Origin of the sequence: Pseudomonas helleri (genome assembly GCF_009600315.1) — a bacterium.
GTDB lineage: Bacteria > Pseudomonadota > Gammaproteobacteria > Pseudomonadales > Pseudomonadaceae > Aquipseudomonas > Aquipseudomonas helleri_A.
In genome coordinates this window covers 1-22142 of record NZ_WIWC01000049.1, presented here as the reverse complement: position 1 = coordinate 22142, position 22142 = coordinate 1, and the positions used below count along the sequence as shown (strand labels likewise).

The following is a 22142-nucleotide window of genomic DNA, read 5'->3' as shown; positions in this document are numbered from 1 at the left end:
CAGTCTGTGAGCTGGCGCCCTCTCGACCATCGGCGCATTGCCCTTTGATGTCGCAGCCCTGACCCTTATATAGTTACAAAGTGACACAGACGCACTATCGGTTCTTGAGGATGTTGCACATGTATCACGGCGAAAAATTCAACGCCTGGACCCATTTGGTCGGGGCGGTGTTGGCAGCAGTGGGCAGTATTTGGTTGTTGGTGATGGCGGCGCTCGACGGCAGCCCGCAAAAGATCATCAGTGTTGCGATCTACGGAGTCACGCTGGTGCTGCTGTACACCGTGTCGACCGTGTATCACAGCGTGCGCGGGCGCTCGAAGGTGGTCATGCAGAAGTGTGATCACCTGTCTATTTACTTGTTGATTGCGGGCAGTTACACGCCGTTCTGTCTGGTCACATTGCACGGGCCGTGGGGGTGGTCGCTGTTCGGGATCGTCTGGGGCATGGCGGTGATCGGCATGCTGCAAGAGATTAAGCCACGTTCCGAAGCGCGTATTTTGTCCATCGTCATCTACGCCCTGATGGGCTGGATTGTGCTGGTGGCGGTCAAACCGTTGCTGGCAGCGCTAGGCACCGCCGGCTTTGTGTGGCTGGCGGCGGGCGGGGTGATGTACACCGTGGGGATTATCTTTTTTGCCCTGGATCATCGTCTGCGCCATGCCCATGGCATATGGCATCTGTTCGTGATTGCCGGAAGCCTGTTGCATTTTGTGGCCATCGCGCATTACGTGATCTGACCCAGGGTCATTGAGCGTCCTGTTCGGGTTTTTGTGTGTCGCTGCGAATTTGCGCGTGGCTGATCAGGGCGAATATGAAACTGCCGCCGATGATGTTGCCGGCCAGCGTCGGGCCGGCAAAGATCAACCAGAAGTCTTTCCACGGCAGTTCGCCGGCAAATACCAGGTACGACACTTCAGCCGTACCGACCACGATGTGCGTGAAGTCGCCCAACGCCATCAGATAAGTGATGAGGATGATGATCCACATCTTGGCGCTCTCCATCGACGGGATCATCCACACCATGGTGGCAATCATCCAGCCAGAAATGATGCCTTTGGCAAACATCTGGCTGGCGTCGTTTTCCATGACTTTGCGGCCGATTTCGAGAAAGGCCTTGTCGGTCTGGGGGTCGAAGATCGGCAAGTGCAACATCACGTAGGCCACCAGCAAGGTGCCCATCAGGTTACCGACCAACACCACCGTCCATAGCCGGAATAATCGGCCGACATTTTTCAGTGTGGGTTTGCTCATGATCGGCAACACGGCTGTCAGGGTGTTTTCGGTAAACAATTGCTGGCGAGAAAGAATGACCGCCAGAAAACCTGCGCAATAACCGAAGCTGGCGATGACCTTGAAGGCTTCGCCGCTGGGTAAGCGTGAGTTGAGCAGGCCCATGGCCATAAGCGACAGGCCCATGGTCAGCCCGGCGGCCAGTGCCGACCAGAACAGGGCGGCGATGCTGCGCTCCAGTTCCTGATCGCCCTGCAAGCGAATGATTTCGTGCAGAACGGCGGCCCGTGGAGGCTGGTTTTTGGTCACGTCGTGCTCTTCTTCAGCCGACAGGTTGGGGGTTTTGCCTGATTTTTGCGTGTCCATAAGGCTCCAGAACCATTGGCGTGTGAATGTACGACACGTATGGACTGTAGCTGTTCATTTGTTGTCCCGTAGCAGCTGCCGCAGGCTGCGTTGGGCGACGCAGTCGGCGTAAAATTTGAGTACGCAATTCTCAGCCGAACGGCGTACACAGGTTTTACGATCGCTTCGCAATCGGACGTCGCCTTCGGCAACTGCTACGAGGCTGCGTGCATTACGCCTGATTTTCATCCTGGAACTGGTCTTTGACGTATTTGATTTCGGTACGGCCATGCGGCGCCGGCAGGCCATCTTCGCCCAGGTTGACGAAGACCATTTTGTCGACGGTCAAAATGCTTTTGCGGGTGATTTTGTTACGCACTTCGCAGGTCAGAGTGATGGACGTGCGGCCGAATTCGGTGGCCGTGATCCCCAGCTCAATGATGTCGCCCTGACGCGAGGCGCTGACAAAGTTGATTTCGGAAATGTATTTGGTCACCACGCGCTGGTTGCTCAATTGCACGATGGCGTAAATCGCAGCCTCTTCATCGATCCAGCGCAGCAGGCTGCCACCGAATAAGGTGCCGTTTGGGTTGAGGTCTTCGGGTTTAACCCATTTGCGGGTGTGGAAATTCATATTCGCTCCTGACCGTCTTGCCTTAGATGGCGGCCATGATGTCAGACCACGGCGCTTAGCTCTATTAGGCTTGGACTATGGTCTCGATAAGGCAAAAGAAAAAGCCTTGGGAACCGATGCCTTGATGGCTATAATCACCCCCGCTTCAAAACGGTCATTTTTACCCAGTACCGTTCCCGCCACCTGTCCGAGGGGCGCTGCAGCAGGTTCAACCTGTCAGGCTCGGATGGGGCGTTGTTTGTTCAGGGCTCCCTGGGCAGGCACTAAACGCACAACGGCGCCCATTCGCGATTAAACGAATGGAGGCTCTTGATGAGCGCTGTAAACACGCCTGCTGGTTTTGCCGACTTTAAAGTCGCTGATATGTCCCTCGCCCAATGGGGCCGCCGCGAAACCTTCATCGCAGAGTCCGAAATGCCTGCCCTGATGGGCCTGCGTCGCCGTTATGCAGCAGAACAACCGCTCAAGGGCGCGAAGATTCTGGGTTGCATCCACATGACCATCCAGACTGCCGTACTGATCGAAACCCTGGTTGCCCTGGGTGCCGAAGTACGTTGGTCGTCGTGCAACATCTTCTCGACTCAGGATCAAGCTGCTGCCGCTATCGCTGCCGCCGGTATCCCGGTATTTGCCTGGAAAGGCGAAACCGAAGAAGAGTACGAGTGGTGCCTGGAGCAAACCATCCTTAAGGATGGCGAGCCATGGGATGCCAACATGATCCTCGACGACGGCGGCGACCTGACCGAGCTGCTGCACAAAAAATACCCGGCCATGCTGAAAAAGATCCACGGCGTGACGGAAGAAACCACCACGGGCGTTCACCGCCTGCTGGACATGCTGGCCAAAGGCGAGCTGATGATCCCGGCGATCAACGTGAACGACTCGGTCACCAAAAGCAAAAACGACAACAAGTACGGCTGCCGTCACAGCCTGAACGATGCCATCAAGCGTGGTACTGACCACCTGCTTTCCGGCAAGCAAGCGCTGGTGATCGGCTACGGCGACGTGGGCAAGGGCTCGTCTCAGTCCCTGCGTCAGGAAGGCATGATCGTTAAAGTGTCGGAAGTTGACCCGATCTGCGCCATGCAAGCGTGCATGGACGGCTTTGAAGTAGTTTCGCCGTTCATCAACGGCCAGAACGACGGCACTGCTGCCAGCATCGACGCTGCGCTGCTGGGCAAAATCGACCTGATCGTGACCACCACCGGTAACGTCAACGTGTGCGACAAGAACATGCTGGCTGCGCTGAAAAAACGCGCTGTAGTGTGCAACATCGGTCACTTCGACAACGAAATCGACACCGCTTTCATGCGCAAAAACTGGGCATGGGAAGAAGTGAAGCCACAGGTTCACAAGGTTCACCGTACTGGTCTGGGCGAATTCGACCCACAGAACGACGACTACCTGATCCTGCTGGCCGAAGGCCGTCTGGTTAACCTGGGTAACGCTACCGGTCACCCAAGCCGCATCATGGATGGCTCGTTCGCTAACCAGGTTCTGGCTCAGATCTTCCTGTTCGCACAGAAATACGCTGACCTGCCGGCCGAACTGCAAGCCGAGCGTCTGACCGTAGAAGTGCTGCCCAAGAAGCTGGACGAAGAAGTGGCACTGGAAATGGTGCGTGGTTTCGGAGGTGTGGTCACTCAGCTGACCCAACAACAGGCTGACTACATCGGCGTCACCGTCGAAGGTCCGTTCAAGCCTGAAACCTACCGTTACTGATTAAAGAAAGGCGGTCAGGCTTGCACTGACCGCCTTTTTTTTGTGTGTGAGTTCAGCGTCAGGGGCCATCACTGCCCCTTCGCGTACGCAAGGGTATTTCCATGTCTCAAGACCGTCGTTTCAGCTTCGAGTTCTTCCCGACCAAGACCGATGCTGGACATGAAAAACTGATGAACACGGCTCGCCAACTGGCGACCTACAACCCGGATTTTTTCTCCTGCACCTACGGTGCCGGTGGCTCTACCCGTGACCGCACGATCAACACCGTGCTGCAACTGGAGAGCGAAGTAAAAGTGCCTGCGGCTCCGCATTTGTCCTGCGTGGGTGACAGCAAGGCCGATTTGCGTGGTCTGTTGGACCAGTACAAGGCTGCCGGTATCAAACGTATCGTGGCGCTACGTGGCGACCTGCCTTCCGGCATGGGCATGGCCAGCGGCGAGCTGCGTTACGCCAACGACCTGGTGAGCTTCATTCGCGAAGAGACCGGCGATCACTTCCATATCGAAGTGGCTGCGTACCCTGAAATGCACCCGCAAGCGCATAATTTCGAAGACGATATCAATAACTTCGTACGCAAGGCACAAGCGGGCGCTGACAGTGCAATCACCCAATACTTCTTCAACGCTGACAGCTACTTCCGCTTTGTCGAGCGCGTAGAAGCCGCGGGTGTCACGATCCCTGTGGTGCCGGGCATCATGCCGATCACCAATTACAGCAAACTGGCGCGTTTCTCTGACGCGTGCGGCGCTGAAATCCCGCGCTGGATTCGCAAGCAGCTGGAAGCCTACGGCGACGATGTACAGAGCATTCAAGCGTTTGGTGAGCAGGTGATCAGCGAGATGTGCGAACGCCTGCTCGATGGCGGCGCACCGGGGCTGCACTTTTACACCTTGAACCAGTCCGAGCCGAGCCTGGCGATCTGGAACAACCTGAAGCTGCCGCGTTAAAAATAGCGGTGTTGTTCCTTTGGCGGGATTTTTCATGTGTCTTTCAAGGCAACACGAAATTTCTCGTCATTGGATTTACCTGCCAATGAACTGAAAAACAATAGGGCCAGAAATACCATCATTGCTGAGAGTGGGAATGTATGAATCTTGATTTTAAAATCAAAAACTCAATAACTTCCTACAACCAGGGTGAAAAAATGTCTAATTTGATTTTGAATGGTGAATTTACAGATTTTGGTGATAAGTGGACTCACTTAGGCGCCACATTTGATGGCAGTGCTGCCACTGTTAAATGGACAAAGACGTCAGGTTATATTGAGCAAACTATTGTTTTAGAGGCGCCTCTCCATAAAGACGATGCGCTGCGGCTTAAATTCAAAGTTTCTGATCTGATAGCTGTTTTGTACGTCACTTTAGAGGGGATGGAGACTCTAATTTTTCGTTCGGGCGGTGATTACGATATCGGCTTAGTATTGCCAGCCGATATGACATCAAATCGATTGACTATAAAATTTGAAGCCCCTAATTATCTAGTGTTAGATGACATATGGCTGGAGCTCGAGAATAAGAACTGCACGCCGCGGAATGTAATCAAAAACGGTGATTTTTCAAGCCGTGATGAGCACTGGACGTTTGACGGATTTACCACGTTTCTTGATGGCAAAGCGAATGTTGCGGGTGTGGGTCATATCAAACAGGCCGTTACTCTGGATCGTCCACTCGTTTCAACGGATATCGTAAAAGTGTTTTTTACCCTTTCAAATGTTTATGGTGATGTCACTGTCTCCGTAGGCGGTAACTCTCATCGGGCAGTCAATAAAGCTGGGCACTATACACTCGCGATACCTATCCTTTCAGACCAATCTGACAATATCGAGATTTTGAGATTTCAAGCAGAAAATGCCTTCGATATTGATGATATTTCTATGGTTGTCTGCATGTAACAACTTAAGGTTCAGGTTGCCGTGTTCGAGGGCGCTAATGCTCATTTGTTCTCGACCCTATCCGTAATCCGAACAAGTTAATGTATTTGAAGCGCACCGGCTTTAGCCTTTGGATCAGGCGCCTGCTAACTGCGCTTCAAATGCTATCCCTATGCCAGTGATGATGGCCTGTTCTGACCGCCCGACCAATGAAGCGGCTGCGCGACCGCTTGTGGACTGAGGCATGAAAAACCGTTCAGCAGCATGAAATCGGCGCGCCGTGATTGCTCTGTTATACTCCGGGTTTTCCGCCAGGCTTACGCCCGGCCGCTCGTCCTTGTACAAGGCATTCAACCTCCCGTTACGGCGCAGCTTACAGCCAGCGCGAGCGGCATGAATGGGCCTTCAGGACTGGAGCAGGACCGGACGGGATTGCGTCACCTTAAACGCGATTCACGCCAGGCAAGACTATCCCTTTGGGCCAAGCCCTAACTAGAACAGGATTTCTCATGTCCTTTGCTTCCCTCGGTCTCTCCGAGGCTTTAGTCCGTGCCATTGAAGCTGCGGGCTACACCGAGCCTACTCCGGTGCAACAGCGGGCTATTCCCGCCGTGTTGCAAGGTCGCGATTTGATGGTTGCGGCTCAGACAGGTACAGGCAAGACAGGCGGTTTCGCGCTTCCTATCCTGGAAAAGCTGTTTCCCAACGGCCACCCCGACAAATCCCAGCGCCACGGCCCACGCCAACCCCGCGTGCTGGTCCTGACCCCGACTCGCGAACTCGCCGCCCAAGTGCACGAAAGCTTCAAGCTTTATGCCCGCGACTTGAAGTTCGTCAGTGCGTGTGTCTTCGGTGGTGTGGGTACCAACCCGCAAGTTCAAGCGCTGTCGCGCGGTGTTGACGTACTGGTTGCCTGCCCGGGTCGTTTGCTCGACCTGGCCGGTCAAGGCAGTGTTGACCTCTCCCACGTTGAAATTCTGGTGCTCGATGAAGCCGACCGGATGCTCGACATGGGCTTTGTCCATGACGTGAAAAAAGTGCTGGCGCGTCTGCCTGCCAAACGTCAAAACCTGCTGTTTTCGGCGACGTTCTCCAAGGACATCACTGACCTGGCTGGCAAGTTGCTGCGCAACCCGGAACGTATTGAAGTTACCCCGCCGAACACAACGGTTGAGCGTATCGAGCAGCGCGTTTTCCGCTTGCCGGCCACTCACAAGCGTGCCCTGCTGGCTCACTTGATCACCGCAGGTGCCTGGGAGCAGGTGCTGGTTTTCACCCGTACCAAGCATGGTGCAAACCGTTTGGCCGAGTACTTGGACAAACACGGCCTGAGCGCTGTGGCCATCCACGGTAACAAGAGCCAGAACGCTCGTACCAAAGCACTGGCCGACTTTAAAGCCGGTTCCGTACGCATTCTGGTCGCCACGGATATCGCCGCACGCGGTCTGGACATCGACCAACTGCCGCACGTGGTCAACTTCGAGCTGCCGAACGTCGATGAAGACTACGTTCACCGTATCGGCCGTACAGGCCGTGCCGGTCGTTCGGGCGAAGCGATCTCGCTGGTTGCTCCGGACGAAGAAAAACTGCTTAAAAGCATCGAGCGCATGACCAAGCAGAAAATCGCTGACGGCGACCTGATGGGTTTTGACTCAAGCTCTGTAGAAGCCGAGAAGCCTGAAGTGCGTGAGCGTCCGGATGTGCGTAACCCGCGCAACCCGCCACGTGGCCCGCGTGGTGACGGCCCGGGTAATGGCGGTGGTGGTGGCCGTAAAGACAAGGGCAAGGACAAAGGCAAGGAAAAGCCCGCAGCCGCTCGCGGCGAGCGCCCGGCGCGTGAGCAAAAGCCTCGTGAAGCGCAGCCTGCTCGTGAACAGCGCCAGCCGACGCCTCGTTCAGATGCCAATCGTGCGCCGGACGAGTTCCGTGATGATGACGTGGATAACTTTGGTAATCGTGCTGATTACGTCAGCCCTTACCAGAACAAGAACAACCAGAGCCGTGGACGCCGTCCGGGTGCTCCGGCAGCCGCTACGGGGTCAGCACCTGCCCGTACGGGTGGCGCTTCGCAGGGCCGCCAGAATGGCCCGCGCACGGGCACCGGCGCGAGCACGGGTACCCCGCCTGCCAAGCGCAGCGGCCCACGTAGCGGCGCTCCACGTGATGGCCAGGCCCGTCGCGATAACCGTCCGGCACGCGATGATTCGCGTCAAGAGCCAGCGGTGAAGGGACCTCGCGAGAATCAGCCGAAGATCATGCATAAAGAGTCAAAAACCGAGCGTTTTCTGACCCCTGAGCAACTCGATCAACTGCCGAACCGCCCTCGTGGTGAAAAACCAGCGTTGCTGACTCGCAACCGCTGAAAAGCACCCTCACCCCAACCCTCTCCCTTTGGGAGAGGGCTAGGGTGATGGGCTTTTGATCCGCACACAAAAACGCCCCGGCTTTCACAAGCCGGGGCGTTTTTTATGCGCCGTCTAAAAGCGCTGTTACTTGGCCTTCACGCCTTCCAGCGAGATGTCCAGACTCAGCGTCTGGTCCTTACTTGGGGACTTGATGCCGAAATCCTGCAGGTTGATGGTGGTGGTAGCGTTGAAGCCAGCACGTTCGCCACCCCACGGATCCTTGCCTTCGCCGTTGAACGTGGCCTTGAATGTCACCGGCTTGGTCACGCCGTGCAGGGTCAGGTCGCCCGTTACGTCAGCGGTGTTTTCACCCGTTGGCACCACTTTGGTCGACTTGAAGGTCGCTTCCGGATACTTGCTCACGTCCAGGAAGTCTTTGCTGGCAATGTGTTTGTCACGTTCAGCGTGGTTGGAGAACAGGCTGGCTGTTTTCAGGGTGACGTCAATTTTGCTGTCGGCAGGCTTGGCGGCATCCCACGAGAACGTACCGCTCCAGTCCTTGAACGTACCGTGAATGAAGCTGAAGCCCAAATGGCTGACTTTCCAGTCAATGAAGGCGTGCTGGCCTTCCTTGTCGATGGTGTAGTCAGCAGCCATAACCTGGCCAGCGGTCAGCAGTGCAGTACCGAGTGCCAGTGCTGCGAAGGTCTTTTTCAACATGCGTTCCATTCCTTTTGAGTTGAGGTTGAACATCAGGCTTTGCGACCCAGCATTCGAGTCAGGGTCACATCACGATCGATAAAATGGTGTTTTAACGCAGCCAGGCCATGCAAACCGGCAAAAATGACCACGGCCCAGGCTAACCATAGATGCACCACACCGGCCACATCGGCCTGGTCGGGCAGGCTGGAAATCAGTGCTGGCACTTCAAATAAGCCGAACACCGGAATGCCTACGCCCTCTGCGGTTGAAATCAGGTAGCCGGCCGTCATGACGGCAAACAAACCCAGATATAGCACAGCATGGCCAAGTGTGGCGCCAATGCGGGTTGCACGACTGTAGCTGGCCAACGCCGGCGGAGGTGGGCTGATCCAGCGCCATACGACGCGTATCAACATCACAGCAAACAGCGTCAGGCCAATGCTTTTATGCAGGTCTGGCGCTTCTTTGCGCCACGGGCTGTAGTAGTCGAGACCGACCATCCACAAGCCCAATGCAAACAAACCAAAAACTGCCAATGCAACAGCCCAGTGCAGGAAAACGCTGACCGCACCGTAACGAGAAGGAGAGTTGCGTAGCTGCATCACCAACATCCTGTAGGAAATTGAGCCTAAGACTAAGGGATTACCTATCGAAAGAAAGCGCATTTTTTTGCTGCAAGGTATCGATAAATACGATCTGGAGCCTGAGAGTTAAACGTTAAGCAAATGTTAAGCGTTTTTTATGTCGCTCTTTTATGCCCGCGAGCGTCTCAAAGAACAACCTTGGTTCGGGTTTTTCCGTAATGGGTTGTTACACGCCTGCGCATTGCTTAGGCTTGCGCGATTGTTTGCCCGCACACGCCGGGAGCCACCGCCAGGAGAGTGAAAATGGGCCTGAATAATCAGTGGATGCAGCGCGACCTTGCCGTTTTATGGCACCCCTGCACCCAAATGAAAGATCACGAACAGTTACCTCTGATCCCGATCAAGCGCGGCGAAGGCGTGTGGCTGGAAGACTTCGAAGGCAAGCGTTATCTGGATGCCGTGAGCTCCTGGTGGGTTAACGTGTTTGGCCACGCCAACCCGCGCATCAATCAACGCATCAAGGATCAAGTTGACCAACTGGAGCACGTGATCCTGGCCGGCTTCAGTCATCAACCGGTGATTGAACTGTCCGAGCGGCTGGTCAAGATGACGCCCGAAGGGCTCACGCGCTGTTTCTACGCTGACAATGGCTCGTCCTGTATCGAAGTCTCATTGAAAATGAGCTTTCACTACTGGCTCAATCGCGGTCAGCCGAATAAAAAGCGTTTTGTGACCCTGACCAATAGCTACCACGGTGAAACCATGGCGGCGATGGCGGTGGGTGATGTGCCGCTGTTCACCGAAACCTACAAGGCGTTGTTGCTCGACACGATCAAAGTGCCTAGCCCGGATTGCTACTTGCGCCCCGCAGGCGTGAGTTGGGAAGAGCACTCGCGCACGATGTTTCTGGCGATGGAGCAGACCCTCGCCGAGCACCACGACAGTGTTGCGGCAGTGATTGTCGAGCCGCTGATTCAAGGCGCGGGTGGCATGCGCATGTACCACCCGGTGTACCTCACGTTGCTGCGTGAAGCCTGTGACCGCTATGGCGTACACCTGATCCTTGACGAAATCGCGGTCGGCTTTGGCCGTACCGGAACGATGTTCGCCTGTGAGCAAGCAGGCATTACGCCGGACTTCCTGTGTTTGTCCAAAGCGTTGACAGGGGGCTATTTGCCCTTGGCCGCCTGCGTGACGACAGAGGACGTCTACAGCGCGTTCTACGACGACTATCCGACCTTGCGCGCCTTCCTGCATTCTCACAGCTATACGGGTAACCCGCTGGCGTGTGCGGCGGCCTTGGCCACCCTGGATATTTTCGAAGAAGACAACGTCATCGAGAACAACAAAGCGCTTGCCCAGCGTATGGCCAGTGCGACTGCGCACTTGGCTGACCATCCACATGTCTCGGAAGTGCGTCAGACGGGCATGGTACTGGCGATTGAAATGGTTCAGGACAAAGCCACTAAAACGGCTTATCCGTGGCAGGAACGACGGGGTCTGAAAGTGTTTGAGCACGCGTTGAAACGGGGCGCTTTGTTGCGCCCGTTGGGCAGCGTGGTGTATTTCTTGCCGCCTTACGTGATTACCCCGGAGCAGATAGACTTCCTCGCCGAAGTGGCCAGTGAAGGCATCGACATTGCGACCCGCAGCGACATCAGCGTGGCCGTACCGGCGAACTTCCACCCTGACTTCCGCGACCCCGGCTAAACACATCAAGCCTGTAGCCGCTGCCGCAGCCTGCGATGGGCTGCGCAGCAGCCGCTACACATAGCCCTATTCAGAGAATTTTAATGAGACTGTCCCGCTTCTTTATCGATGCGCCCTTGAGCGTCGGTGAACATGAACTGCCTGAAGCTCAGGCGCATTACATTGGCCGCGTCCTGCGCATGGCCGAGGGCGATGCCCTGCAAGTGTTCGACGGCTCGGGCCATGAGTTCTCGGGGCGTTTGTTGGAAGTCGGCAAAAAACGCGTTCGTGTGCTGCTCGACGCTACTTTCGCCGGTCAAGTCGAGTCACCTTTGGCGATCCATCTGGGGCAGGGGCTATCCCGGGGCGAGCGGATGGACTGGGCCATCCAGAAAGCCACTGAGCTGGGCGTGAATGAAATCACCCCGATCATGAGCGAGCGTTGCGAAGTGCGGCTCAAGGACGAGCGTGCCGACAAGCGTCTGGCGCACTGGCGACAAGTGGCGATCAGTGCTTGCGAACAATGCGGGCGTTCGCGTGTGCCGGTCATTCATCCACCCGTATTGCTGGCGGACTGGATCAAAACCACGGAAGCCGACCTCAAACTGGTGTTGCACCCTGTTTCAGAGCCGCTGGCCAGTCACGCCAAACCAGAGCGTCTGGCGTTTTTGATTGGCCCCGAAGGCGGGCTGACCGATAAAGAAATCGATCAGGCCCAAGCCGCCGGGTTTCAACCCGCCCGCCTGGGGCCACGCGTGCTGCGCACAGAGACTGCACCGGTTGTGGCGTTGGCGGTAGCGCAGCAGTTATGGGGCGATTTTTGAGAATCGCATCGACAGTTGGCAGAGCGGTTTGTCGGTAGGCTGCTGTGGTTCGGGGGGCACCCATTGACTTGTCAGTGACCCGAACTACGATGGGATATATCAAAAGCATATCCCTGAGGTGTGTCATGGAACAAGGTTCAGTTTTTCTAAGCAATCGCAGTCAGGCAGTGCGGTTGCCTAAAGCAGCAGCGTTACCTGACGATGTTAAGCGGGTGGACATTATCGCCGTAGGGAGAGCGCGAATCATCACTCCGGCAGGTGAGTCGTGGGACAGTTGGTTTCAGGGTGAAGGTGTTACAGAAGACTTTATGGCAGACCGTGAACAGCCCGCTGATCAAAAGCGGGATGAGTTCTGATGCTCAAATTCATGCTCGATACCAACATCTGCATTTTTACAATCAAAAACCGTCCGGAATCTGTGCGCAAGGCGTTCACCGCGCATCATGGCCAACTGTGCATCAGCACAGTGACCTTGATGGAGTTGATCTACGGTGCAGAAAAATCATCCAATGCGCAGCGAAATTTGACCGTCGTTGAAGGTTTTGCTGCTCGGCTGGAGGTTTTGAACTATGACCAGGAGGCAGCGATTCATACGGGTCAGCTGCGCGCCGAATTAGCGCTGGCAGGAAAGCCCATTGGCCCTTACGACCAAATGATTGCCGGGCATGCACGCTCGCAGGGGCTGATTCTGGTGACCAATAACAGCCGCGAATTTGAGCGTGTACCCGGTTTGCGCATCGAAGATAGGGTCTGAACCTTACTGCACCGGATCACTCACTGGCTTGGCGATGATCTGCTTCAGTTCGGCGGTCATTGGAAACTCCAGGTTCAGGCCGTTGGGAGGGATGGGCTGTTCAAACCAGCGCTGGTAAATGCCCGTGATTTCACCGGACTTATACAAGTCGGCCAGCGTTGTGTTGACCACTGCGAGCAACTGCGGGTCGTCTTTGCGCACCATGCAACTGTAGATTTCCCGCGATTGTTCGGCCCCAACCACGTTCCAGTTATGCGGGTCGCGGGCTTTGGCGCGTTCGCCGTAGAGCAGCGCGTCGTCCATGTAAAACGCCACGGCGCGACCGGTTTCGAGCATTTTGAACGCTTCGCCATGGTCTTTGGCGCTGATCACGTTCATGTCCATCTTGTTGTCTGCGCTGTAGCTCTTGATAAAGCGCTCATTGGTGGTGCCTGCAGTGGTCACGACGTTTTTGCCACGCAAATCATCAAAGCCTTTGATGCCGCTGTCTTTGGCGGTCAGCAGCTGACCTTTGACGTAAATAAAGCCGTAGGAAAACGCCACCTGCTTTTGTCGCTCGGCGGTCACGCCGGTAGAGCCGCATTCAAGGTCAACGGTGCCGTTCTGCACCAAAGGGATGCGGGTTTGGGACGTCACGAGGTTGTATTTGATCTTCAGTGGTTTGCCGCCGACCTGTTGTTGAATGCGCTCGACGATTTTGTTCGCCAAATCCACCGAGTACCCCATCGGTTTGCCACTGTTGTCGCCGACGTATGAAAACGGTACTGATGCGTCGCGATAACCCAAGGTAATAGTCCCTGAGTCGGCGATCTTCTTCAGCGTGCCCTGCAAAGGTGCTTCGTTGGCCTGAACGGCGTGGCTGATTAACAGGCTGAGCGTGCAACTGATCAAGGTCAGTTTTTTCATTGTTGTATCCCCCTAAAAAGATTAACGACGAACAGCAATCACACTGATTTCTACCAATACCTGAGGTCGCGCCAGTTCGGCTTGGACCGTGGTGCGGGTGGGCGCTTTGCCGTCCGACAGCCAGGCCGACCAAACGGCATTCATGGCGGCAAAGTCGCGCCCGATGTCTTGCAGATAAATAGTGGCGTTAAGAATATGGTCTTTGTCGCTGCCGGTTTCGGCCAGCAAGGCGTCTATTTTGCTCAGGACTTCTTGCGTCTGTGCGGTGATGTCCTCGCTGTGGGTCGGTACTTGGCCAGACAGAAATACCAGCGCCTCGAACGTCGCGGCAGCGCTCAAACGCTCATTGCTGTGGATGCGGTGAATCGTCATAGGACTTTCCTTTTTATTCAGCGTGGCATCGTCAGGCGGCATAAGGCGCCAAGCCTTGCAGGTCGATGGATGTTTGGGTTTGGGCAATCAGTTCACTGAGCAGGCGTGCGCTGCCACAAGCCAAGGTGAAGCCAAGCGCACCGTGACCCAGATTGAGCCACAGGTTGCGATAACCGCTTGCTCCCAGAATCGGCACGCCAGTAGGCGTTGCAGGGCGCATGCCAGCCCATTCGATGGCGTCGTGATAATTTCCCGCATCGGGGAATGTGCTGGACGCCAGCTGGCGCATTTGCGCCAAACGTTTAGGGTCAGGCGAAGGATCGAAACCCACGATGTCGACCATCGCCGCAATGCGCAATTGCTCGCCGATACGGGCGTATACGATTTTTCGATCGTAGTCGGTGATGCTCATTTGCGGGGCTTTTTGCGGATCGCTCAACGCCAGTGTCAGGCTGTAGCCCTTGAGCGGATACAGCGCCAGATTCAAGCCCGGCAGCCGCAGTGCCGGGCTGTTATGCCCGGCGGCCAGTACCAGTTGGTCCACGTCCAGCACCTCATCGCCCATTTCCACGGCGTGTACAGCGCCATTAGCGTGGCGGATGCGGGTGACCGTCTTGCCCAGCAAAAAGGTGCAACGGCCGCTGGCTTTCAGGCGGGCGGTGAGTTGTTGGCAGAAAGCGTGGCAATCACCCACTTCTTCGCTTGGGGTGTAAATGCCACCCGCAAAGGTGGACCCTTGCAGGCCGGGCTCCAGGCTGGCGCACTCACTGGCGCTCAATGCCTGTTGCCAAGCGCTGTTGAGCACTTTTTTGCGGGCTTTGTCGAAGTTCGCCTGCTCCCGGAATGCCACCAGTTTGCCGTTACGTTGCCACGCAAAGCCGTCCAGACGATCTTCTTCGCGCCACTGTTGCAACGTGGCTTGACTGAGCAGCGCCAAACGCAGCAGATGCGCGCCATTACGCTGATTGACCGAACCCCGGCACGCCGCCATAAACGACGCCAGCCAGCGCCATTGCGCCGGGTCCATGCGCGGACGAAGCTTGAGCGGTGAGTCACTGCGCAGCATCCAGCCCATCGCTTGCCACGGCACGCCCGCATCGGCCAGCGGTGCGACATAGCGGTACGACAACTGGCCGCCGTTGGCGAAGCTGGTCTGACTGCCGAGGGTGGGTTGAGCTTCTATCACGCTTACCTCAAAGCCATCGCGTATCAAGGCATACGCGGTGGCCAGCCCGATGACGCCCCCTCCAATGATGCAAACCCGCTGTGTCATGTCTGTCCCTAACCCTTGTTGAACGGGCTTCAGGTTAGGGGCAGGTGACAGGCGTCGAACAATGAATAAAGATGGCTCTCCCATAAACAAAGGTTATGGACTGCCACCATGCGCTTGCGTCATATCGAAGTGTTTCAAGCGATTCGCCAAACCGGCTCTGTCAGTGCAGCGGCGCAGTTGCTGCATGTGTCGCAGCCTGCCGTCAGTAAAGTGCTGCAACATGCCGAGCAGCGATTGGGTTTTGCCTTGTTCTTACGGGTGCGTGGCAAGCTCCAGCCAACCCCCGAAGCGTTATTGCTGGAGCGCGAAGTCAACAAAGTGACCGAAAGCCTGCAAGGCGTTCAGCGTCTGGCAGAAAGTTTGCGCCGCGCGCCGGGCCATCGTCTGCGCATTGGCAGCACCCCGGCATTGGCCTTGTCGCTGATGCCTCCAGTGATCAGCGAATGGACGCAGCGCTATCCCGACATCAGTTGTGAGCTGGCCAGCGCCCACACGCGAGAGCTGATCCAGAACCTGCTGATGCATGAACTGGACGTGGCCCTGACCTTCAAGTTACCCGACCATCCTGGTCTCAAGGCGCAGCCGCTGGCCCACGGTGTGCTCGTGGCGCTGGCGCCGCGCGGATACTGGCCCGATGAAAGTGAAGGAGTGCCGCTGGCGCTGGAGCAACTGGCGGATGCACCGCTGATTGGCCTGAGCAGTGCCGATCCGCTGTTTGCGAACCTGGACAACTACCTCAAGAACGTAGAACCGCCGCCGCGTATCAGTATTGCGGTGCAGACCTATTCATTGGCACGGGCGATGGTGGAGTCGGGGGCGGGATTGACGGTGATTGATCCGTTTACCGCGTTGGGCGCTTCACGGGCGAGCACCTTGATTCGGCCCTTGAGCCCGGCGCTGCCGATAACGTTGTATGCGCTGACCCGAGCAGATGAAGCTCCGGCGCATACCCTGGAGGGGTTACTGCAACTGTTCGCTGAGCGGGCCAGCGAACAGTTGCAGCGGTTGGCAGTGTAGATCCTTGCAGGCGCTGGCGAAGGTTGCGCAGGGGGTGTGGGGCCCCTTGGAAAACGGGGGGCTAGCCCCCCTTCGCAGCCTGCGGCAGCGACTACGGGATTATTTCGGCAGGGCGTACACAACCACTTGATCGCCCACTTGATCTTTCATGATCGAGTTGCCGCCGGCCACAAATGCCACGTATTGCCGGCCTTTGTATTCATACACGGCCGGGTTGGCGACTGCAGGGGCCATGACAATGTCAGACCACAGCTCCTTGCCATCCTCCAATGAGTAGGCGCGCACTTTGGCGTCCATCGATGCCCCGATAAACACCACGCCACCCGCCGTTACCGCCGGTCCACCAATGGTAGGCGAGCCCATGTCTTCAGGCATGTACCAGCCCCATTGCTGCACAGCACCCATCGGACGACGCCATTTCACATCACCGGTGTGCATGTCGATGGCCACCAGTTCACCGAATGGCGGTGCCCAGCACGGCATACCGGCCCAGTTCTGCGCGTTGAGCAGGCTCATGCCGTAAGGCGCGCCGATTTGTGGGTAGAAGCCGTTTTCGTTACCCGCTGTTTTAGGTTGCTTGTCGTAAGCGGCGCGGTCCCACAGTTTGATCATCTGCACGATGTGCGAGGTGTTGACGATGGCCACCTGACTGACCGGGTCAAAGGCTACACCGCCCCATTGCACGCCACCGGCGCTGTCCGGATAGGCCAGTACGCCATTGCCTTTGGTGGAAGGCGGCGAGTACATACCGTCGTACTCCAGGCCATCCCACATTTTCGAGCACTGACCAAAACCGACGATGTCAGCAATTTTCCAGATAGCAGGCTTTTTGGACTGGTCGAGCAACGGCGCGGGCTTGGTCGGGAACGGTTGAGTAGGCGAATACACTTCGCCATCTGCATCACCTTGCGGTACCGGGCGCTCCTCAATCGGCCACACGTCTTCGCCCGTGCGACGATCCACCGTGAACAAGAAGCCCATTTTGGTGGCCTGCATCAGTGCAGGAACAGGTTTGCCATCGACGGTGATGTCCATCAGAGTCGGCGCCGAGTTGATGTCGTAGTCCCACAAATCGTGGTGAACCCACTGACGAGACCACACCACTTTGCCGGTATTGATATCCAGTGCCGTTGTGGAAGTGCCTAGCGGAATGGGCTTGGTGCGATTGCCGCCCCAATAGTTGGGCGAAGGTGATGACACGGGGATGTACAGCAAGCCCAGCGCAGGGTCATAGGACATGGCGGTCCAAATGTTGGCCGTGCCGGTTTTGCCTGCTTCCGAGTCCGGGATCGGTTTGAATTCCCATTCCAGCTCGCCTGTACGGGCGTTCAGGGCAAATAGCGAGCCCGGCGATTCGACTTCGTATTCCCAGTCTTTACCGGCCCAGCCGACAATCAGCTTGTCGCCGATCACTGTCGGTGGTTGCAGTTGCGACAGCGGCCATTTTGCGTTGACCTTGTTCCATTGGTTAACGTCCACCACACCGTTTTTACCGAAGCCTTCGCACGGTTTGCCGGTGTCCGCATCCACCGCATACAACTGTGCGGTCATGTTGCCCAGATAAACCATCTTCTGGCAGGCCACGCCCGCTTGCGGGTTCTTTTCCTGCCAGTAAGACACACCACGAGACTTCAATGCGGGCTGAGTTTCAGCCACCAACGGCGACTTGGTGTCGTAGGTCCATTTCTCTTTACCGGTTTCCGGTTCAAGGGCAATGATCCGATAAAAAGGCGTGCCGACGTACAGCGTGTCGTTGGCAAAAATAGGCGTGGCGGACCACACCGAAGGCGGGATTTTATCCGTGCCGGATGACATGTCGCCGGTGAAATACTGCCAAACCTTGGTCAGTTTACCGACGTTATCCTTGTTGATTTGTGTCAGGGGAGAATACTTCTGCGCGCTCAACTGGCCGTGAAAGCTGTCCCACTCCTTGCCCGAAGGCAGCGGAATTTTGGCCTCTTCGGCCGAGATGCTGGCCGGTGCCAGCAAGGGCGGCGGAACCGTATAGGTGTCTTGTGCGTAGGCATTGGACAGTCCTGCCAGCGCGCACAGCGCCGGGGCGGTCAACAGATGCTTTTTGATCCTGTTCATATCACGCGTTCCTTGTTGGCTTGCCGCCAAACGTTTCGATGACGACGCCCACAGCGCAGATGGCCAGTACCACGGCCGTCAACCAACCGTGCAGCAGACACACGGCAATAAACGTTCCGATCACCCCGACCCAGCTTAAAAACAGCCAAAAACAGCGCAGCCCTCCAGGTTTGGTCTGCACCAGCAGTACGCCTAAAAGAAACATCACAAACTCGGCGAACATCGCGACCATGGCGCCTCCGGAGTCCGTCACGCCCGACAAGGGAGTGAAGAACCGCCAAGCGGTGATGGCCAGAGCGACCAAGGCTGCGACGATCATGATGTAGGCACCCAGGTGGCGCCTGGGCGGTGTATAGACAGCAGAAGTACTCATCCCTTTCCCCTTTCCATGTCATGCCACAAGGCATCAGGAAATTCAGTGTAGCCAAGCTACTGGAAAACAGCGGGATGAGGCTTCCATGTTGCGTAGGAATCTGTGGCTGTTGCCGGTCATACGGCGAGCAAAAAATCATCGTAGTCGCCGCCTTCGGCAGCGACTACAGTACGTTTGGGCAATTAGTGCGCGTGGTCGTGGTGCGCTTCAACCGGCGCATCTTTGGTCACGTGCTTGACCAACTTGCCGATGGTCAGGCCCTGGAACAGGATCGACGACAGCACCACGATGTAAGTGATACTCAAAATCAAGTCGCGTTCAGGGCCCAATGGCAGTGCCAGCGCCAGCGCCACGGAAACCCCGCCGCGCAAACCGCCCCACGTCAGGATACGGATCGTGCCGCGCGGCACTGTCCGCCAGCGACGCAAAAGCACAATGGCCGGAGCCACGGTGAGCAGGCGCGAAAGCAAAATGGCCACGGCCAGTACACTGGCGGCCAGCAAGTGCAGCCACGAGAACGGCAACAGCAACAGTTCCATGCCGATCAACGCAAACAGCAGCGCATTGAGCATGTCATCCAGCAGTTCCCAGAAACCGTCCATGTAGCGGCGGGTCATTTCGTTCATGGCCTTGTTGCGGCCCAGATTGCCAATAATCAGACCTGCCACCACCATCGCAATCGGTGCCGAGACATGCAGCTCACTGGCCATGGCCGATCCGCCAATCACCAGTGCCAGCGTCAACATCACCTCGATCTGATACTGCTCAATGCTTTTGATCATCCGGTACACCAGATAACCGATCAGCCCGCCGAACACCACGCCCCCAATCGCTTCATGAACGAACAGCATGGCTGTGGCACTGAGACTAGGGGTTTCGCCCAGTTGCACAATACCCAACAACACCGTGAACACCACAACGGCGGTGCCGTCATTGAACAGCGACTCGCCCACAATAGTGGTTTTAAGCGGCTTGGAAGCATTGGCGGTTCGCAGCACACCGAGCACGGCGATCGGATCGGTCGGGGAAATCAACGCACCGAAGAGCAAGCAGTACAAGAAACTCACGTGCCAGCCGAAAAGGGCAAAAATCCAGTACGCCAAACTGCCGATCACCGTTGTAGCGATCAACACACCGACCGTGGCCAGTAGGCCAATGGGCCAGCGGTAACTGCGCACATCGTTGATGTTCACGTGCAAGGCACCGGCAAACAGCAGGAACGACAGCATCCAGTTCATCAGCAAATCGCCGAAGTCGATCTGGCCGATCAGCTCTTGCACGCGCTCTTCAAGGCCCGGATACCCGAGAAAGCTCAGACCCTGCAACAGCAGCGAAAACATAAGGGCGGTGACCATGACGCCAATGGTGGGGGGCAGGCCAATGAAACGGAAGTTCACGTACGTCAGCAGTGAAGTCAGGCAAATAAACGCAGCAACAAGTTCAAGCATTCGGGATCCTGTGGTGGCGGGAGTGAGGGAGAGGCTGATCAGGTCAGCCCACCTATTGGATGCACCCCTTGGTGTCAGGGGCACATCGCAGGGGCGTGACAAACGGGCGCAATGGCTGGCAACCATTGACCGTCGTGAAGTCGGATGGTTGCAGCGCGTAGGGAATTAACGATGGCTGCGAGGCAACATTCGCATTGTTAGCGGCTGACCAACTTGTCCAAAGACGTGTCGACACACGACTTGGCCATGTCAATCAGGTGCATCACCGAAATCATCTGTTCTTTGGGTAAGCCATTCAGGGCGTTCCCGGCTTGACGCAACACGTCCGAAGCATGGGCTAGCACTGCTTTTAGAGTGACGCCATCGTGGGTTGCAAGAATGGCCGGTGTCGAGTTGGCTAACGGTGGCATGTCAGACAGATAGAAGTCCACTGCTCGATTGGCGGCGTCGCGGTCCAAGACCAAGGCCTTATAAGTCATAGCTGTAAGGTCGGTTGTCGTAGAGGCGACGCAGTCGCGGGCAGTGTCGGTGCTGCTCGTTGGCGAGAGTTTTTTGAAGTCTTGCATGCTCTTCCTTGGGTATGAGTGTCTGTCTGCAAAATACTCGCAGGGATGACGTGTGCTTTTATCAAATAAATATGCATTTGCATAAAATAATGATTAATTGTTTTGGGCAATTAAAAATTGATAAAAAATAATTCAGTATTCATAAGCTTGATCAAATTCTCGGTATAAATTCCTACGTTGCTTTTAGACTATTCCTTACTGCGATGTGAGCTCCAGACCGTATGAAATATTTTGGTTTGACTGATGCAGTAATCGGATTGATATTTTATTTTTAATACGGTTACGTGTGCGGGAGACCTGGAAGGGAAAGTTCAGGAGTGGGCAGTGAGGGTTCGCAAATGCACCGCAGAGAAAAAAATGAGCACCTGAAAAGCAATATCCGTTATTTAATTAAAAGTCGTGGGGAAACGCAGTTGTCACTGTGTAATGCCAGCGGTCTGACCCGAACGACTATTTACAATATTTTAGAAGGGCGTGTAACGAATGTTCAACATTCTACGGTTCGAAAAATATCTGATTTTTTTGGCGTGTCTTATAAGGAAATTGAGCATGTCGATTTTGAAGAGAAAGAAGCGATTGATCAAAGTATATCGTTAGAGGGCAACATGAATCCGGCTGCTGTGCCGATAATAAGTGAGGGGTTCTTGCTTGGCTGTCTTGAAAAGACGGTAGGTGAACTAGTGACATCATTTCCTCTCACTTATTATTTTGGCAGTGCGCATAATTTATTAGGGGTGCTCTTGGAGCAGGATATCGAGGGCGGAAATACGTCCGGAGACTTGTTAATTGTGCATAGAGGGGTGATTTGTAGAGAGGGCGACAACTTGGCATATATGTTAAGTACGTCGAGACTCTGTATTTGGCGTGGTCAAGAAGGCGAGTCCAATGAGGTGCATGTTATCGGCCTTATTGTTGAGGAACGATTCAATGGTTTGTAAATGCGCAGGGGCTAATCTTAAATACAAGTTGCTGGGTTTTGAGAGTGGTAAAGGGCTCGGTGTGATCATGATTGTCTCTACCGGGAAAATAATGAGGGTCAAGTTAGTTGAGCTTTTGCGAAGCGAGGTTATAGATGATTTTAGTCCTGCTGAAGTTAAAGCGGTTCATAAGAAATTTTTTTCCAGGCAGGAAGCGACGACGATTTATGATTTAAGAGATCGGAACGAGCAGTCATGGATGATCTACCTTGCATTGACGTTAATATTATTTGCACTTCTCATGTTTAGCAGCATTGCTGCGACGAAGCTTATTGTTCTGCAATGGATGGGGATCGTCGTAACGCCTGGAACATTCCTATACTCGCTCACCTTTCTCGTTATTGATGGCGGTTGCAGGAGCTGAGTGCAACACGGTTATTGAATTGACGCAGGAGCATCATATTGCATAGCCAAGGCTTT

Annotated in this window: 23 protein-coding genes and 1 riboswitch; of the genes, 12 read left to right on the top strand and 11 right to left on the bottom strand. The window is 55.6% G+C overall.

Features of this window, described 5'->3' with window-relative positions; genetic code table 11:
* Positions 1-119: 119 nt before the first annotated feature.
* A complete protein-coding gene (trhA, locus tag GHN86_RS20810; protein ID WP_153380339.1) occupies positions 120-737 on the top strand; it encodes a PAQR family membrane homeostasis protein TrhA in 618 nt (205 codons plus the stop codon).
* A gap of 7 nt (positions 738-744) precedes the next feature.
* Here the strand turns inward: trhA and GHN86_RS20805 are convergent, their stop codons facing one another.
* Positions 745-1596, bottom strand: coding sequence for a formate/nitrite transporter family protein (locus tag GHN86_RS20805; protein ID WP_153387233.1), 852 nt, complete (start codon positions 1594-1596; stop codon positions 745-747).
* Between the two features lie 211 nt (positions 1597-1807).
* Positions 1808-2209, bottom strand: coding sequence for an acyl-CoA thioesterase (locus GHN86_RS20800; protein ID WP_153380343.1), 402 nt, complete (start codon positions 2207-2209; stop codon positions 1808-1810).
* Between the two features lie 183 nt (positions 2210-2392).
* Positions 2393-2499, top strand: a riboswitch (S-adenosyl-L-homocysteine riboswitch).
* 22 nt (positions 2500-2521) lie between these two features.
* Here GHN86_RS20800 and ahcY point away from each other — a divergent pair.
* The 4 genes from ahcY to GHN86_RS20780 all read left to right on the top strand — a co-directional run bounded on the left by ahcY (position 2522) and on the right by GHN86_RS20780 (position 8164).
* Entirely contained in the window at positions 2522-3931 is a 1410-nt protein-coding gene (gene ahcY, locus GHN86_RS20795) for an adenosylhomocysteinase (protein ID WP_153380345.1), read from the top strand.
* Between the two features lie 101 nt (positions 3932-4032).
* The gene (gene metF / locus GHN86_RS20790; RefSeq protein ID WP_153380347.1) at positions 4033-4878 is read left to right on the top strand and encodes a methylenetetrahydrofolate reductase [NAD(P)H]; all 846 of its coding nucleotides are present in this window, start codon (positions 4033-4035) and stop codon (positions 4876-4878) included.
* A gap of 140 nt (positions 4879-5018) precedes the next feature.
* Positions 5019-5822, top strand: a complete 804-nt coding sequence (locus GHN86_RS20785) for a hypothetical protein (RefSeq protein WP_153380349.1) — start codon at positions 5019-5021, stop codon at positions 5820-5822.
* Positions 5823-6310: 488 nt separating this feature from the next.
* Positions 6311-8164, top strand: coding sequence for a DEAD/DEAH box helicase (locus GHN86_RS20780; protein ID WP_153387231.1), 1854 nt, complete (start codon positions 6311-6313; stop codon positions 8162-8164).
* 126 nt (positions 8165-8290) lie between these two features.
* Here the strand turns inward: GHN86_RS20780 and GHN86_RS20775 are convergent, their stop codons facing one another.
* Positions 8291-8866: a YceI family protein gene (locus GHN86_RS20775; protein WP_153377886.1), complete on the bottom strand. Its 576-nt coding sequence runs from the start codon at positions 8864-8866 to the stop codon at positions 8291-8293.
* A 32-nt stretch (positions 8867-8898) separates the two neighbouring features.
* Positions 8899-9450 carry a cytochrome b gene (locus tag GHN86_RS20770; RefSeq protein ID WP_153377887.1) on the bottom strand — a complete coding sequence of 184 codons (552 nt, stop codon included), beginning with the start codon at positions 9448-9450 and terminating at the stop codon, positions 8899-8901.
* Positions 9451-9735: 285 nt separating this feature from the next.
* Here GHN86_RS20770 and GHN86_RS20765 point away from each other — a divergent pair, with 285 nt between their 5' ends.
* From GHN86_RS20765 to vapC, 4 genes are all read left to right on the top strand, one after another.
* Positions 9736-11142 carry an adenosylmethionine--8-amino-7-oxononanoate transaminase gene (locus GHN86_RS20765; RefSeq protein ID WP_153377888.1) on the top strand — a complete coding sequence of 469 codons (1407 nt, stop codon included), beginning with the start codon at positions 9736-9738 and terminating at the stop codon, positions 11140-11142.
* Between the two features lie 83 nt (positions 11143-11225).
* Positions 11226-11945 carry a 16S rRNA (uracil(1498)-N(3))-methyltransferase gene (locus tag GHN86_RS20760; RefSeq protein WP_153377889.1) on the top strand — a complete coding sequence of 240 codons (720 nt, stop codon included), beginning with the start codon at positions 11226-11228 and terminating at the stop codon, positions 11943-11945.
* Positions 11946-12070: 125 nt separating this feature from the next.
* Positions 12071-12301, top strand: coding sequence for a type II toxin-antitoxin system VapB family antitoxin (gene vapB, locus GHN86_RS20755; protein WP_153377890.1), 231 nt, complete (start codon positions 12071-12073; stop codon positions 12299-12301).
* Positions 12301-12699, top strand: coding sequence for a type II toxin-antitoxin system tRNA(fMet)-specific endonuclease VapC (vapC, locus tag GHN86_RS20750; protein ID WP_153377891.1), 399 nt, complete (start codon positions 12301-12303; stop codon positions 12697-12699). The genes vapB and vapC overlap by 1 nt, the downstream gene beginning before the upstream one ends.
* A gap of 3 nt (positions 12700-12702) precedes the next feature.
* Here the strand turns inward: vapC and GHN86_RS20745 are convergent, their stop codons facing one another.
* From GHN86_RS20745 to GHN86_RS20735, 3 genes are read right to left on the bottom strand one after another with little or no spacing between them, the layout of a single operon-like run.
* Entirely contained in the window at positions 12703-13605 is a 903-nt protein-coding gene (locus GHN86_RS20745) for a transporter substrate-binding domain-containing protein (RefSeq protein ID WP_153377892.1), read from the bottom strand.
* 21 nt (positions 13606-13626) lie between these two features.
* Positions 13627-13977 (bottom strand): RidA family protein, encoded by a 351-nt coding sequence (locus GHN86_RS20740; protein ID WP_153377893.1) that lies wholly within the window; start codon positions 13975-13977, stop codon positions 13627-13629.
* A gap of 31 nt (positions 13978-14008) precedes the next feature.
* The gene (locus GHN86_RS20735; RefSeq protein ID WP_153377894.1) at positions 14009-15250 is read right to left on the bottom strand and encodes a D-amino acid dehydrogenase; all 1242 of its coding nucleotides are present in this window, start codon (positions 15248-15250) and stop codon (positions 14009-14011) included.
* Positions 15251-15358: 108 nt separating this feature from the next.
* Between GHN86_RS20735 and GHN86_RS20730 the strand changes: the two genes are divergently transcribed.
* Positions 15359-16267 carry a LysR family transcriptional regulator gene (locus tag GHN86_RS20730; protein WP_153377895.1) on the top strand — a complete coding sequence of 303 codons (909 nt, stop codon included), beginning with the start codon at positions 15359-15361 and terminating at the stop codon, positions 16265-16267.
* A 99-nt stretch (positions 16268-16366) separates the two neighbouring features.
* Here the strand turns inward: GHN86_RS20730 and GHN86_RS20725 are convergent, their stop codons facing one another.
* The 4 genes from GHN86_RS20725 to GHN86_RS20710 form a co-directional block, all read right to left on the bottom strand.
* Positions 16367-18358: a pyrroloquinoline quinone-dependent dehydrogenase gene (locus GHN86_RS20725; protein ID WP_153387229.1), complete on the bottom strand. Its 1992-nt coding sequence runs from the start codon at positions 18356-18358 to the stop codon at positions 16367-16369.
* A gap of 1 nt (position 18359) precedes the next feature.
* A complete protein-coding gene (locus GHN86_RS20720; RefSeq protein WP_153377897.1) occupies positions 18360-18731 on the bottom strand; it encodes a hypothetical protein in 372 nt (123 codons plus the stop codon).
* A 182-nt stretch (positions 18732-18913) separates the two neighbouring features.
* Complete coding sequence (locus GHN86_RS20715) at positions 18914-20179, bottom strand: cation:proton antiporter (protein ID WP_153377898.1); 1266 nt, start codon at positions 20177-20179, stop codon at positions 18914-18916.
* A gap of 197 nt (positions 20180-20376) precedes the next feature.
* The gene (locus GHN86_RS20710) at positions 20377-20745 is read right to left on the bottom strand and encodes a DUF3077 domain-containing protein (RefSeq protein WP_153377899.1); all 369 of its coding nucleotides are present in this window, start codon (positions 20743-20745) and stop codon (positions 20377-20379) included.
* A gap of 338 nt (positions 20746-21083) precedes the next feature.
* Here GHN86_RS20710 and GHN86_RS20705 point away from each other — a divergent pair, with 338 nt between their 5' ends.
* Together GHN86_RS20705 and GHN86_RS20700 are read left to right on the top strand one after the other, a co-directional pair.
* A complete protein-coding gene (locus tag GHN86_RS20705; RefSeq protein ID WP_153377900.1) occupies positions 21084-21683 on the top strand; it encodes a helix-turn-helix transcriptional regulator in 600 nt (199 codons plus the stop codon).
* Positions 21673-22086 (top strand): hypothetical protein, encoded by a 414-nt coding sequence (locus GHN86_RS20700; protein ID WP_153387227.1) that lies wholly within the window; start codon positions 21673-21675, stop codon positions 22084-22086. Before GHN86_RS20705 ends, GHN86_RS20700 begins: the two co-directional genes overlap by 11 nt.
* Positions 22087-22142 lie beyond the last annotated feature (56 nt).